This is a genomic window from Streptomyces sp. AJS327 (assembly GCF_013450295.1).
Taxonomy (GTDB): Bacteria; Actinomycetota; Actinomycetes; order Streptomycetales; family Streptomycetaceae; genus Streptomyces.
Genome location: NZ_SKBR01000004.1, coordinates 884787 through 899464, shown reverse-complemented (window position 1 = coordinate 899464; position 14678 = coordinate 884787). Strand labels below are relative to the sequence as shown.

The 14678-nt window shown below is 75.1% G+C and carries 7 protein-coding genes; 1 reads left to right on the top strand and 6 read right to left on the bottom strand.

The window, feature by feature from the left end; all coding sequences use genetic code 11:
- The 3 genes from E0L36_RS25765 to E0L36_RS25755 all read right to left on the bottom strand — a co-directional run.
- The coding region (locus E0L36_RS25765) for an FAD-binding protein (protein WP_180931629.1) at window positions 1-1658 on the bottom strand (1658 nt) is incomplete at its 3' end.
- 319 nt (window positions 1659-1977) lie between these two features.
- Window positions 1978-3645: a succinic semialdehyde dehydrogenase gene (locus tag E0L36_RS25760; protein WP_180931628.1), complete on the bottom strand. Its 1668-nt coding sequence runs from the start codon at window positions 3643-3645 to the stop codon at window positions 1978-1980.
- 255 nt (window positions 3646-3900) lie between these two features.
- On the bottom strand, window positions 3901-5517 hold the full coding sequence (locus E0L36_RS25755; protein WP_258016557.1) for a serine/threonine-protein kinase: 1617 nt from the start codon (window positions 5515-5517) through the stop codon (window positions 3901-3903).
- A gap of 12 nt (window positions 5518-5529) precedes the next feature.
- On the opposite strand from E0L36_RS25755, the gene E0L36_RS28070 reads away from it, so the two are divergent.
- Window positions 5530-5883: a hypothetical protein gene (locus tag E0L36_RS28070; protein WP_258016556.1), complete on the top strand. Its 354-nt coding sequence runs from the start codon at window positions 5530-5532 to the stop codon at window positions 5881-5883.
- 407 nt (window positions 5884-6290) lie between these two features.
- Here the strand turns inward: E0L36_RS28070 and E0L36_RS25750 are convergent, their stop codons facing one another.
- From E0L36_RS25750 to E0L36_RS25740, 3 genes are all read right to left on the bottom strand, one after another.
- The gene (locus tag E0L36_RS25750; protein WP_180931626.1) at window positions 6291-9566 is read right to left on the bottom strand and encodes a hypothetical protein; all 3276 of its coding nucleotides are present in this window, start codon (window positions 9564-9566) and stop codon (window positions 6291-6293) included.
- A gap of 849 nt (window positions 9567-10415) precedes the next feature.
- Window positions 10416-12368 (bottom strand): serine/threonine-protein kinase, encoded by a 1953-nt coding sequence (locus E0L36_RS25745; protein ID WP_180931625.1) that lies wholly within the window; start codon window positions 12366-12368, stop codon window positions 10416-10418.
- A 147-nt stretch (window positions 12369-12515) separates the two neighbouring features.
- The gene (locus E0L36_RS25740) at window positions 12516-14222 is read right to left on the bottom strand and encodes a glycerol-3-phosphate dehydrogenase/oxidase (protein WP_180931624.1); all 1707 of its coding nucleotides are present in this window, start codon (window positions 14220-14222) and stop codon (window positions 12516-12518) included.
- Window positions 14223-14678: the final 456 nt, after the last annotated feature.

Sequence of the window (14678 nt, the reverse complement as noted above, 5' to 3'; positions counted from 1 at the left end):
GTCCCCATGAGTTCGCCGACGTTGCTCCCGGCGAAGCCGTTCAGCTCCCCGGCCAGGGTGCTGGCGAACTCGGCGGCCTCGGGGATGTGCACGGGGTTGGGCGCGCCGTGTCCCTGCCGGGCGGTGAGCACGCCCTTGCCGAGTCCCTTGTCCCGGCGGTGTGTGGTGAGTGAGTTGTCGAGGCTCTGCATCACCAGGCCGATGATGATCCGCTCGGACCACCGGCGGGCGGAGAGGGACCGGGCGAAGTGGACCGGGTGCCGCAGGCAGACGCCGAGGTAGGCCAGCGGCTTCGGGAGCGCGCTGTGCTGCGGTACCTGGAGGGTGGTGAGGGCGCTCATCGCGTTCGAGCCCCTGCCGTACCGGACGGGTTCGATGTGGGTGTTCTCGTTGGGGTGGATGGACGAGGTGATGGCCACGCCCCGGGTGAAGTCGAGCGTGGCGTCCCGCCCCCACCTGCTCCGGTACCGGCGCTTGATCGTCTGGGCGCCCACCAGCGCCTCGGAGTTGGTGCGGGTGAGGAAACCCAGCTTGTCCGAGACGCGCGGCAGGACGCCGCTGTCCCGCATCCGGTGCAGCAGGCTCTGCGTGCCGTAGGTCCCGGCGGCGATGACCACCCGCCGGGCGCGGAGTGTCCGCATCCCGCGCGGGCCGTTGGCGGCGGCCCCGGCGCGGCCGGTGCGCCGCCGGGTGCCGCGACCGCGCCGGGCGGCGGTGGGCACGGTGGACACGAGGAAGCCGGTGTCCGTTCCGGGCGCGCCGTCCTCACCGCCGGGGCGCTCCTCCCGCACCTCGACCACGGTGGTCATCGGGTGGATGACGGCGCCCGCCTGCTCGGCCAGGTAGAGGTAGTTCTCCATCAGGGTGTTCTTGGCCCCGTGCCGGCAGCCGGTCATGCACTCGCCGCACTCCACGCAGGCGCGCCGGGCCGGGCCCGCGCCGCCGAAGTACGGGTCGGGCACCTCGTCTCCGGGCGCGGCCCGGGGGCCCGCCGGGGCGGCCGGATCGTCCGGGCTGCCCGGGTCGTCCTGCCCGTTGGCGGGGGCCTCGGGGGCGTGGGCCGCGTCCCGTCCGTCGCCGAAGAAGACGCCCACGGGCGCCAGGTGGAAGGTGTCGCCGATGCCCATCCGCTCGGCGGTGTCGCGCAGGTGCACGTCCGAGGGGGTCATGGTGGGGTTGAGCCGGACGCCGAGCATCCGCCGGGCCTGGTCGTAGAACGGCTTCAACTCCTCCTGCCAGTCGGTGATGTGGCCCCACTGCCGGTCCTGGAAGAAGGCGGGCGGCGGGACGTAGAGGGTGTTGGCGTAGTTGAGCGAGCCGCCGCCCACCCCGGCCCCCGCGAGGATCATGACGTTGCTGAGCAGGTGGATGCGCTGGATGCCGTAGAGACCGAGCGCGGGCGCCCAGAGGAACTTGGTCAGGTCCCAGGAGCTGGCGGGCAGGGTCTCCCGGGTGAAGCGCTGCCCGGCCTCCAGCACGCCGACGCGGTAGCCCTTCTCGGACAGGCGGAGGGCCGAGACGGCCCCGCCGAAGCCGGAGCCGATCACCAGCACGTCGTAGTCGTACGCGTCGTTCCGCCGCGCGGCGGACGGTATCTCCGGCTGCTCCGGGTCCTCCGGGCTCTCTGCTGGCTCCGGGTTCTCCGACGACTCCGGCATGGGGGACCTCCAGTGCGGACGGGGCGGGTGCGGGTGCCCGGCGGCGGCCGGGCGGGGAGCGGCCTTCGCCCGGGAAGGCCGGGGGCGGGCGCTCCGGGGCGGCGCCGGGAACGGGGTTTCCCGGGGCGGCGGTTCGACGTGCGGGGCGGTACGGGGAGGCGGCGGGGAGGGGCGGTCTCCCACGGCGGGGCCCGGCCCCGCACGCCCGAGGGCCGAAGCCCGAGGCCGGGACGGCGGGGCCGGCGCCCGGGCCGGGGCCCCGACCCCGCGCCGCCCACGTCGTCGGGACGCCGCAGGGGAGGGGGCGCGGGGGCGGCGCTCAGCGGAAGCGAAGCGCCTTGAGGGCCTTGAGGGAGCGGCTCATGAACGCGGCGTACTGGGCGTCGTCCATGCCGAACGAGGGCGCCATGGGCAGCAGTCGCTGGTGCGCGACGGTCTGCGCCTCGGTGTACTTGAGGATGCCCTCGGAGCCGTGCCGCCGTCCGAGCCCGGAGTCGCCCATCCCACCCATCGGCGCCTGGGCGCTTCCGTAGGCGGCGGCGTAGCCCTCGTTGACGTTGACGGTGCCGGCCCGCAGCCGGGCGGCGAGCGCGCGGCCACGGCGGCCGTTCCGGCTCCAGACGCTGGCGTTCAGGCCGTACGGGGTGGCGTTGGCCAACTCCACGGCCTCGTCCTCGTCGGAGAAGCGGTAGACCGAGACCAGCGGGCCGAAGGTCTCCTCCTCGCAGACGGCCATGGGGGCCTCGACGCCCTCCAGGATCGTCGGCTCGTGGAAGAACGGCCCCACGTCGGGCCGGGGCCGCCCGCCCGCGAGGACGGTGGCGCCCTTGGCGACGGCCTCCGTGACGTGCCGGGTGACGGTGTCCAGTTGCCGCTGGGAGACCAGCGAGCCCAGGTCGGCGCCGTAGCTCAGCGAGGCGCCGAGCCGCATCGCCCGGGTGCGGGCGACGAAGCGCGCCAGGAAGGCGTCGGCGACGGACTCGTGGACGTAGAGGCGCTCGATGGAGATGCACAGCTGGCCCGCCGAGGAGAACGCGCCGCGCACCGCTCCGGCGGCGGCCTTGTCCAGGTCGGCGTCGTCCAGCACCAGCATGGCGTTCTTGCCGCCCAGCTCCAGCGAGCAGCCCGCCAGCCGGGCGGCGGCCCGCTGGGCGACCTGGCGGCCGGTGGCGGTGGAGCCGGTGAAGGAGACGTAGTCGCCCCGGTCAGCCACCTCGGGGCCGACGACCGGGCCCTCGCCCAGCACGACCTGCCAGACGCCCTCCGGCAGCCCGGCCTCGATCAGCAGGCGCCGCGCCCAGAGCGCGGTCAGCGCGGTCTCGGTGTCCGGCTTCATCACCACGGCGTTGCCCGCGACGAAGGCGGGGAGGGCGTCCCCGACGGACAGTTCCAGGGGGTAGTTCCAGGGGGCGATCTGCCCCACCACCCCGCGCGGGTGGCGCAGTTCGGACACCCGGGTCAGCGCCGGGATGGCTCCGGTGTGCCGCTTCGGCCGGAGGTAGCCGGGCGCCCGGCGGCCGTAGTGGCGGGCGGCGATGGCGACCGCCTGCACCTCCTCGTGCGCGTGCAGTCGCGCCTTGCCGGTCTCCAGCTGGATCAGGTCCAGCACCTCGCGCTGGCGTTCCAGTACGAGGTCGTGGAAGCGGAGGAGGACGGCCGCGCGGCGCCGTACGGGGGTGGCGGCCCAGGCGCGCTGCGCCGTGCGGGCCCGCTCGAAGGCGGTCGCCACGTCCTCGGGGGTGGACTCCGGCAGCTCGGCGAGCCGCTCCTGGGTGAAGGGGGTGTGGCTGACCGTCCGGCCGCTGCCGACGACGCCCCTGGTGAGCTCGGCGACCAGCTCCGGGGTCACCACGTCGGCGGCCTGCCGCACCCCGTCGGGGACCGGCGCCGCCGGGTTGGTCACCGGACCTCCCGGCGCGCTCTCCGTCGTGGCCCCGCCGCCGGGCCGGGCGTCCACGTCCGCGTTGCTGTCCTGCGCATCCGTCATGGTGTCGAGAGTACGGCGGCGGCCCGGCGTCGTATACCCGCTGGTAACCGCTTTTCACGGAATCCGCCAGCAATCAGTGGCGCAATTGTGGCGCCCGGCGTCGCACACGCGGGAACCGGGTCCGCGGCGCCCCACCAGCCCCGCTCACCCCACCGCCCGCGAACGCCCGCGAACGTCCTCGACGGAGGGTGCCGACCGGCCGGGGCCGCCCCCACCACGGCGCCCGGTCCCCCGGGGGCCGTGGTGGCCGACGGATCAGAGGCCGTGGATCTTGAGGCTCTTCACGACCTCGCGGTAGATCCGGTCGCCCTCCGACCGGTTGCTGCCCTTGGCCGGCATGTTGACGGTCACCCGGTACCGCACGTCGTCGTCGGTCACCAGGATCAGCTCCTTGCGGTGCTGGCGCGGCTTCGCCTTCTCTTCCTCCATCTCGTCCTCCGGGACGTCGAAGGTGGTGGTCACCTGGGCCGCGTCCTCCCCCTGGTGCGTGACCTCCTTCACCGCGCACTTCACCTCCTCCATGGTGGCCTCGTAGTCGATCTGGGCGCCCTCGTCGTAGTGGTTCTTGTAGGAGTTGGCGTCCGACAGCGAGTTCCGTTTGACGTCCTTGGTCTCGCGGGCGACGTCGATGGTGAAGACCCCGCCCGGGTCCGTCCAGTTGACCGAGGACTCGTCGGCGCTGCGCGTGTAGTCGTCCGGCACCGCCAGCTCGGCCTTGACGCGTTTGTCCTCGTCCCGCGTCGTCCAGCCCTCCGGCGCCTTGTCGGCGGTGAGGAACACGACCGCGGCGACGGCGGCCGCCAGCGCCACCACCACCCCGCCGGTGCCGAACTGCCAGCGCCGCTTGGTCCGTACGTTGCCCACGTAGGAGCGGGTGACCCGGGTGACCGCGTTGCCGCCGCCCACCGGACCGGTCGCGAGCGCGGTGGTGCGCGGCGCGGGCACCGGACGCGAGGCCTCCTCCAGGACCTGCCGCACCTCCGCCGCGCCCGGGCGGTCGCCCGCCTGCTTCTGCAACAGCTGGATCAGCAGCGTGCGCAGCGCGCCCTGGGCGCGGGACGGCGGCTGCTGGGCGGAGGACAGCACGGCCTGGAGGGTGGCCGGGGTGTTGCTGCGCCGGAACGGGGAGACGCCCTCGATCGCCGTGTACAGCACCACGCCCAGCGACCACAGGTCCGACTCGGGCCCGGGCCGCTGGCCCAGCACCCGCTCCGGCGCGATGAACTCGGGCGAGCCGACGAACGATCCGGTCTCCGTCAGCCCCTGTTCGCCCTCGACCTGCGCGATACCGAAGTCCGTCAGCACCACCCGGCCGTACCGGCCGAGCAGCACGTTGTCCGGCTTCACGTCCCGGTGCAGCACGCCCTTCTCGTGCGCCGCGTCCAGCGCGCCCGCCACGGCCAGCCCGATCCGGGCTGCCTCGCGGGGCTCCATCGTGCCCTCACCGAGCACGTCCGCCAGGCTGCGCCCCTGGACCAGCTCCATCACGATCCACGGCTGGTCCTCCTCCACCACCACGTCGTGGATGGTGACGACGGACGGGTGGTCGATCCGGGCGGCGGTGCGCGCCTCCCGGCGCATCCGCTGGTACATCGTCTGCCGGTCGTGCTCCGAGAGGTGGTCGGGCACGCGCGGCTCCTTGACCGCCACGTCCCGGTCCACGACCTCGTCGTGCGCCCGCCAGACAGTGCCCATGCCGCCGTGTCCCAGCCGCGCGCCCAGCCGGTAGCGGCCGCCGAGCAGCCGCCCGGAGCCCGGGTCCGGCGGGGCGGACGCGGGTGCGGCGCCCGGCTCGGAGCCGGGACCGGCCGGCGGGGGGATGGGCGCGGACGCCGCCTGGGTCGGCTCGTAGGGCCCCGGCGCGCCGGGCATCCCCGCGCCCGGGTGCGGACCCTGGCCGGGGAACGGCTGCTGACCCGGCTGCCCGGGCTGGCCCGGAGGCTGAGGCTGCTGCCCCGGTTGCCCGGGCTGCCCTGGCTGGGGCGGCGGGCCGGACTGCCACTGGGCGGCGGGCTGGCCGGACTGACCGGGCTGGCCGTAGCCGGGCGGGGGCTGGTGCGGAACGCCCGGCTGCCCAGCGCCGGGCTGCTGCCCCGGCCCGGGGTGTCGCGCCCCCTGTCCGGTCGGCGGCTGAAGCCCGTAACTGGTCGGCTCGTTCACCGGATCCCCCTCATGACTCATCGCACCATCCTTACCTGCCGACCGCGATCGACTCCAGCCGGATTGCCCGGGCTGTGACGCGGACGAGACACGTCGAAGACCGACGGGGTACGCCACGGCTCCCCGGGCCCCGAACGCGGGACCGCGCCGCGCGCCGGAGCCCGGCGGACCGCCGCTCCCCGGGCCGAGCCGCCCGTTCCGGAAGGGCGGGACGCGGACGTGTCCACCCTTCGGCGGGCCAGCCCCGGAGGGCGTGGTCCGGCCGACGGCGCATCGTAGCGCCCACGGTTACCCGCCCGGTCCGCCGCCCCACTCCGCTCCCGGCGCCGCACCGGTCCCGACCACCGCCCCGTCGGCACGGCCGGGGTGGCCGCTCTCCACGGATCGGCGCGCCGGTCACGAGGTGACCGGACGGGCCGGGACCGGGTGCGCCGTGGGCCGGTGAACCGACCGGCCGAGGTGGTTCGGGGTCGCCAACCGGGCGGCTAGCGTGCGCTCCTGGGCCGGTAGGTGTCCACCGTGTTCTCGAAGTGCCGGTCGATCGCGGCCCGTCGGGACTCCGGCCCCTTGACGAGCAGTACGTGGTAGTTGCCCTCGATGAGCACGGCACGGTTGCGCGCGAACATGCCGGGGGCGTCGTCCACCTGCCAGGAGAACTCCCCCTCGGCCATGGACTGGTCGCCCACCTCGATCCGGCGTTCCTCGGACGCCTCCGCCCAGTCGGCGCTCCGGAAGTCGCCCAACTCCCGCTCGTTGTCGGTCTGGTAGCGGAGCGGGTCGCTGCCGTAGCGTGCCGCGCTGTCCCGGCCGCTGACCAGGATCATCTCCACGCCGTCCCCGGTGTAGCGCACCCGGCCGCCGCCCAGCGCCTGCCGGGTCCAGCCCTTCGGGACCGCCACCTGGAAACCGGCCGCGTCGTTCCGCATCACGTACCCCGAGGGCGCCTTGGCCGGTGGGGTGGACGAACCGCCGCCCTCTCCCTTGTCGTTGCCGTCCTCGTCCTTCTTCCCGCCGCCCTCCCTGTCTCCCTTGTCCCGCTCGCTGTCCCCGCCCTCGCCGTCCTCGTTCTTGTCCGAACTCCCGCCCGAGGAGGCGCCGTTGTCCTTCTCGTCGCCGCCGTCGGCCTGGTCGCCGTCGGAGGGGCTGGTGACCGAGCCCTTCTGCTGGCCGCCCGCGCCCCCCTCGGGCATGAACCACAGCGCGTAGAGCACCGCCGCCGTCAGTCCGAGCAGCACCGCGCCGAGCAGCAGCCGTCCCAGCCGGGCCGGGCCGCGCTCCCGACCGCCCCGGCCGCGCTTCCGCTCGGCCCGGCGCTCTGACCGTTCCGCTCGCTCCGTCCGCTGTTCGGCGCGGGCCGCCGGACGGTTCTGGGCCCGGCGGCGGCGCACCAGTTCACCGCGGCGCCGCTTGATCGGCAGCCGCCGTGGGTCGGCGGCTCCGGACTCCAGCGAGCGCGGCGCCGTCACCACCCGGCGGCCCGCCTCGGGTTCGGGCGCCGAGCGGATCAACGAGCGCAGCCAGCCACGCAGTTCTTCGAAGTCCGGCCGCTCGGTGGGGTCCTGACGCATCAGCGACTCGACGACCGGACGCAGCGGGCCACAGTCCTCGGCGAAGGCGGGCGGTTCGCCACAGACCATCTGCACGAGGTCGGCGACGCTGTCCTCCGGATAGGGGGCGTGCCCCTGGACGGCGCGGAAGAGCAGCGCGCCCAGCGCCCACAGGTCCGCCGCCGGGCCGACCGGCGGGGCGAGCCGCCAGTTGTCGTAGACCGGTCCGGCCTGTTCGGGGGCCCACCGCTCGGTCACCGGGCCGACCACCATCATGCGGGTGTGCCGGGCCCGTTCGGAGGCGAGGGCGCTGGTCGGGCCCCGGTAGCGGCCGTCGTCGGCGGGCTCGCCACCCCAGGGGCGGGCCTCCTCCGCGTCCTCCTCCCACCCCTCCGGGAGGGGATCCTCCGCTCCGTCCGGCCCGTACACATCCTCCGGTCCGTGGGCGTCCGGTCCGTGCGGCCCGTCCGGAAGACCGGCCGGGTTGGCGGGGTGACCGTCCGCCCGGCTGTCCGCGCTCTCCGGCAGCGGCTCCGTCGCGCTCTCCCACCAGGAGTGCACTCGGCGGCTGTTGCCCTGCCGGGCACCGGGAAGCGCGGTGGGGCCCGGGCGTTCGGGGTGCCGTTCGGCGGCACGGAGCATGGCGGCGTCCACCGCGTCCGGCGGCTCGGCGTTCCGGTCGGCGGGCAGCCAGCGGACCTCGTCGTCCGCACCGGACCGGTTCAACCCGTCGTTCGCCGGGGTGAGTTCGCCGCGACCACCCGCCGGGCTGGCCTCCGCCGGACGGCCGGCTCCCGGCCCACCGGGGTGGCCGGAGCCCTGACCGGGGCCGAACGGGTCGGAGTCGCCCCGCCGTTGACGGGCCTCCGCCTCGGCCCGCACCGCCGCGGCCCGCTGGGTCCCGGCGCGGTAGGCGGCGATAGCGCCGCGCCGCGCGGCGCGTTCGGTGGCCTCGGCCGAGTCGCCCCCGGGGACACCCCGCGTCCCCTCGACACCGGAACCCGTGGTACCGGGGCCGGGGCGGGCGTCGGAGCCGGGGTGCGCGCCGGGTCCGCCGGATCCCGCCGGGCGGCCGAACTCGCGGCGGTCGCCGGGAGCTTGGCCGGTGCTGGCGCCGAACGGCCCGTCCGCGCCGGGGGGTGGCTCGTCGTACGGGTCGTGACCGCGCGCGGAGTACGGGTCGCCCTGCTCGCCGTAGGGGTCGTCCCGCTCGGCGGCGTACGGATCACTGCCGTAAGGGGGCCTGGCGTACGGGCCGTTGGGGCCGCCGGGCGTTCCCGGCCGGGCGGCGGAGGCCGACGGGGTGAAGCCCTCGGGCAGCGTGCCACCCGGCCACGGCGGCGCCACCGGGCCCGGCGCGAGCGGCGGGGGCGCGCCCCGGTCCGCGCCCGGGCGGTCCAGCGCCACGTGGTCGGCGTACGGGGAGCGCGCCGAACGCCCCGGAGGCAGCGCCGGTTCGGGACGCGGGCCGGGCTCAGGGCCCGGCTCGGGCCCGCCGTCGAAGCCGTCCTCGGGGAAGCCGTCCTCGGGCTCCTCGTCCGCGATGCCGCCGGTGGGCACGGCGGGCGGACCGCCGGGCGGGGGCAGCGGATCGTAGCCGGAGAGCGCCTCCTCGGCGGCGCCCACCGCCAGGCCGGTCAGCAGCGCCCGGCCGTCCTCGCAGATCAGCACGGTGTGCGCGGTGATGTTCCGGTGCGTCCACCCGTGCGCGTGGACGGCGCCGAGCGCGGCGAGCAGATCCGCCGCGATCTCGGCCGCCCGGTGCGGGCCCAGCGGACGGTCCGCGAGGACGGCGTCCAGCGGCAGCCCGGGCACCAACTCGCTGACGATCCACAGCCCGTCGTCCTCCACGAAGACGTCGAAGACCTGGTCGCGCCGGGGGTGGTCGGGGATGCGGGAGGCGGCCAGCGCCGCCTCGACGGCCCGCCGCGCCGCCGGATCGGCCGGGCGGCGGGTGGCGCGTCCGTACGCGCCGCGCGGACCGGCCGCGCCCGGAGAGCCGTACGCCCGGCCGCCGGGCGTACCGTCCATCACCTCGGCGTCGACGACCTCCGGCAACGGCAGCTGGTGGACGAGCACTTCCTGACCGCTGGCGGTGTCGTAGGCCACCGTCCCGGCGAACGGCGCCGCGAACTCGTCCTCCTCGGAGGGAGCCTGGGACAGCCGGTAACGATCGGCCAGCAACCGCCCAGTGAAATCCGCGCTCTCGTCCACGACGCCTCCCCACACCGTACGAGCCCGTCATCCGTGCCGAACCCGAAGGCCGAACTGGCCCACGAGCACCGACAGTCTCTCTCAGCTTCCCTCAACCGCCGAAGCGCGCGCCGGATCCGCCGGACACGACTCGTTCGACGGACGGATACCCACCTTCGGCCCGGGATACCGGCACCCTGCCCTTCCGGCGGCCGGACACGACCGGCTCCCTACCGCCCGACCGGCGGCAACTCGGCCCGTTCCCACCGTGTTTGGCCGAAACCGAGCGGGCCCCACCCCGGTGGGACGGCCGGATCCCGAACCCGGCACCGTCATCGAACCACCCGTCACCGACATCCACCGCGACGCCCCACACCGGCCGCCACCCGCCCCCGAAGGCGGTGACCCGGACGCGGTCAGCCCCGGAGGGCACGGTGACCGACCGGCGCGGAGTCCGCACACATCCGGAGGTGTACCGCCATGGGACGCGCCGGGCCCTTCGCCGCCTTCACACCCTTCACGATACGTCCCCGGACGGGCGGGCGCCGTCCGAACATCCACGTGAGGCCGCGCCGGGCACCGGCCGCGCCGCACCTGACCCGTCCGAACCCAACCCCCGTGCCGACGGGGTCTGTTCAGCGTCGCCGCCCGCGAACACCGGGCGTCGCGGGGGGGCGCGGAAGCACGGGTACGCCGAACCCCGGGGCACCGAAGCGCGGGGGCGGCCCCCCAGCGCCCCGCCGGGGCGACCGGGACACACCGGTTCCGCGCACGCCGCGCGTGAACGCGCCCGGACAGGCGGTCAGTTCGCGTCCGGCCGGGCGGTCGGTTCGGGTCCGGTCGGCGGCCGGTCCGGGGTCGGAGCGACCGTCACTTCGGGGCGAAGCTCCGGAACGCGGACTGCCGGAGCTGGCGGCACTCGCCCGTGGTCCACGCGTCGGCCGGGCAGGTGATCATGATCGCGTAGCCCCGGCCGCCGTCCACCTTGAAGCCCCGGTTGAGCACCCGCACCTTGGTTCCGCCCTCGGTACGGGTGAACTGCCAGTCGGCGACGGTCGGATAGTTCCGCCAGTCGACCGGCCGGAGGCTGAGCCGACGGTAGTCGTTGCTGGCCTTGCGCACGGCGGGCTCCAGGCCCCGCCAGGCGGCCGCCGCGTTCGCGCCGGGACGGCTGTTGTAGTCGACCTGGATCCGGGGGTAACCGCCGCCGGGCTTCGAGTACTTGCCGCCGGAGTTGGCGCCCGCGACGCCCGTCCGCTTCCAGCCGTCCGGCATCGCCATCCGGAAGTTGAAGCGGTCGTCCACCACGTCCTTGAAGTCGTCCGGAACGCGGGGCAGTTTCGGCTTCGCGGGCTTGTCCGAGGGCTTGGCGTCGTCCTTCCCGGAGTCCCCGCCATCCCCGTCCCTCTCGTCCCCCGGGGACTCGTCCTTGCCGGGCGTGGGGCTGGTGTCGCCCGAACCGCCGGAGGACGCCGACTCGTTGCCCTTGTCGTCCCCTCCACTGGCCGCGGCGGCGATCATCGCGCCCAGCGCCACCATCAGCGCCACCACCGCCGCGACGATCACCAGGGTGCGCCGCGAGACGTTGCGCCGCAGCTCCGGAACCTCCCGCAGGTCCCGCAGGGAGGTGATGGAGCCCACCGGCTCCGGGCCGCCGCCGGAGGGGGCGGCGGCGCGCGTCCCGCCGGACGTGCCACGCGCCCCCTGGTCCGCGGTCCCCGAAGAGGGGGTCTTCTCGCCAACAGCCTTGCTATGAGACGGAGTTGAGGCCCGGTCCGGGGCGGAGCGGGAGGACGGCGCGCGGCCGCTCGCGCCGGACCCGGAGCCCCCGGCGCTGGCCGCCGCGCCCGCCGTGGCGTTCCGCACCGACTTGAGCGCGCCCCGCAGCCGGTCGGCGGCCGGACGGCCCTCGGACGGCCGCCCGGAGCCGGAGTCGGCGCCGGGCGTCGGCAGCACGCGCGTGGTACTGCCCTCCGCGCCGCGCGCCTCCAGCGCGGCGCCGGAGGCGACCGGCTCCAGCAGGGCCCGCGCCTCGTCCACGCCGAGCCGCTGGTCCGGGTCCTTGATGAGCAACCCCCGGATGACCTCGTCGAGTTCGGCGGCGCGTTCGGCGGGCGGGACCGGTTCGGTCATCACCGCGGTGAGGGTGGAGATCGCCGAGCCCTTGTCGTACGGAGGGCGGCCCTCGACCGCCGCGTACAGCAGGCCGCCCAGCGACCACAGGTCGGCGGGCGGGCCCGGCGGCTTGCCGCGTGCCCGCTCCGGGGAGATGTACGAGGGGGCGCCAACGAGCATGCCGGTCGAGGTGACGGACGGGTCGCCCTCGACCTTCGCGATGCCGAAGTCGGTCAGCACGACCCGGCCGGTACCCTCCTCCAGCAGCACGTTGGAGGGCTTCACGTCCCGGTGCAGGATGCCCTCACGGTGCGCGGCGCGCAGCACGTCCAGGATGGCCAGGCCGACCTCGGCGGCGCGCTGCGCCTCCAACGGCCCGTGGTCCAGGATGTGTTCGGCCAGCGAGATGCCCTCGATCAGCTCCATCACGATCCATGGACGGTCGTCCTCGTCGACGACGTCGAAGACGGTGATGGCGCTGCCACTGCGGATCCGCGCGATGGCCTTCGCCTCGCGCAGGGTCCGCGTGATGAGCCGCTGCTTCTCCTCCTCCTCGACGCTGGAGGGAAAGCGGAGTTCCTTCACCGCGACCGTGCGGCCGAGGATCTCGTCACGCGACCGCCACACGGTGCCCATTCCGCCGCGGCCGAGGACCTCCTCAAGCCGATAGCGACCCCCTACCAGCCGTCCCGCGTCGTCCTCACTCATGAATCCCCTTGAGTCCCCTTCTGCGGTAAGCCCACCCCCCGCAGCGTCCTTCATTGTGAACCATCGTCCCGACTCCTCAGGGACGGGGGCTACACCGGTGAGCCACGATTCCCCCACATCTCACAGCGCCCCACCGGCCCCCCGGAGTTACAGCGGAACGATGTCCCGCGCCCCCAGCCGCGCGGCGTCCGCCGTCTGGTCGTCCGGCTGGAGTTGGGACTCGCGCTCCGCCTCCACACGCTTCTCGTAGTGCGTCACCTCCCGGTCGATCTGGGCCGTGTCCCAACCGAGTACCGGAGCCATCAACTCGGCGCACTCGCGGGCGCTCAGGGTCCCCCGGTCGAAGGTCTCGATCGAGATGCGCGTCCGCCGCGTCAGCACGTCGTCCAGGTGCCGGGCGCCCTCGTGGGTGCAGGCGTACACCACCTCGGCCTTGAGGTAGTCGTCAGCGGCGGGCAACGGCTCGCCCAACGCCGGGTCAGCGGCGACGAGTTCGAGCACCTCGTCGGTCAACGACCCGTAGCGGTTCAGCAGATGCTCCAGCCGCGCCTCGTGCAGACCGGTGCGCTGCGCCGTCCGCGCCCGCGCGTTCCACAGCGCGTGGTAGCCCTCGGCGCCCACCAGCGGCACCTCCTCGGTCACGCAGTTCGCCACCCGCTGGTCCAGCCCGCGCACCGCCTCGTCCACGGCGTCCTTCGCCATGATCCGGTACGTGGTGTACTTGCCGCCCGCGATCACCACGAGCCCCGGCACCGGGTGCGCCACCGTGTGCTCCCGCGACAGTTTGCTCGTCGCGTCCGACTCCCCCGCCAGCAGCGGGCGCAGGCCCGCGTAGACCCCCTCCACGTCGTCCCGGGTCAGCGGGGTGGCGAGCACCGCGTTCACGTGGTCGAGGAGGTAGTCGATGTCCGCGCTGGACGCGGCGGGGTGGGCCTTGTCCAGGTCCCAGCCGGTGTCCGTCGTCCCGACGATCCAGTGCCGCCCCCAGGGGATGACGAACAGCACGCTCTTCTCCGTACGGAGGATCAGCCCCGTCGAGGAGTTGATGCGGTCCTTCGGCACCACCAGGTGGATGCCCTTGGACGCCCGCACGTGGAACTGCCCGCGCTCCGCGATGAGTCCCTGGGTGTCGTCGGTCCACACACCCGTCGCGTTGACCACCTGCTTGGCGCGCACCTCGAACTCGCCACCCTGCTCCAGGTCACGGACGCGCGCCCCGACCACCCGCTCCCCCTCGCGCAGGAAGCCCACCACCCGGGCCCGGTTGGCCGCCCGCGCGCCGTACGCGGCGGCCGTCCGCACCAGTGTGGCGACGTACCGCGCGTCGTCCATCTGCGCGTCGTAGTACTGCAAGGCGCCCACCAGCGCGTCCCGGCGCAGGCCCGGGGCGACCCGCAGCGCGTGCCGCCGGGTCAAGTGGCGGTGGACGGGCAGGCCTCGCCCGTGCCCCGAGGACATCGACATGGTGTCGTACAGCGCGACCCCGGATCCGGCGTAGAACCGCTCCCAGCCCCGGTGCTGGAGCGGGTAGAGGAACGGCACCGGCTTGACCAGGTGCGGGGCGAGGCGCTGGAGCAGCAGCCCGCGTTCCTTCAGCGCCTCGCGGACGAGCGCGAAGTCCAGCATCTCCAGGTAGCGCAGCCCCCCGTGGATCAGCTTGCTCGACCTGCTGGAGGTCCCGGAGGCCCAGTCCCGCTCCTCGACGATGCCGGTGGCGAGGCCGCGCGTCGCCGCGTCCAGCGCCGCCCCGGCGCCGACCACCCCTCCCCCGACGACGAGCACGTCGAGTTCCCGCTCGGCCATGCTCGCCAGTGCCTCGGCGCGCTGCTCCGGTCCCAGTGTCGCTGTCCTCACGCTGCCTCCTGTGCTGTCGAAAGCCGGGCGCTGCTCACTCGGCTCACCTCGGCCGTCCGTCCGACGCCACCCGCCGTCCCGCTGGCTCCCGTCCCGCTCGCTCCCATCGCGCCGTCCGCTCCTGCCGTCCGCTCCCGCTCATCCCGCGCGCCCGCCAGCTCCCGCGCCCCGGGCCGGAACCCGGGCGCCTCCCGGCGGCCCGTGGCGCCGACGGGTGACGCGCGATCCGACGCGGTGCGGGGTGGGCCCGGTGTGCCGCCGTTCGCCCCGGGAGACGTCCGGGGCCCCACCGGGCCCGGCGCTACCGCGGAGGTGCGAGCATCCCCGCCCGGGCGCCGGGGTGTCTACGGGTACGCGCCCCGGCGCACGGATCCGGCCGCCGCCCGGCCGGTACGCGCCACGGCACCACCGTCCGCCCTCCGCCGGGCACCCTCAGCACCCGCCGCACTGTCGATG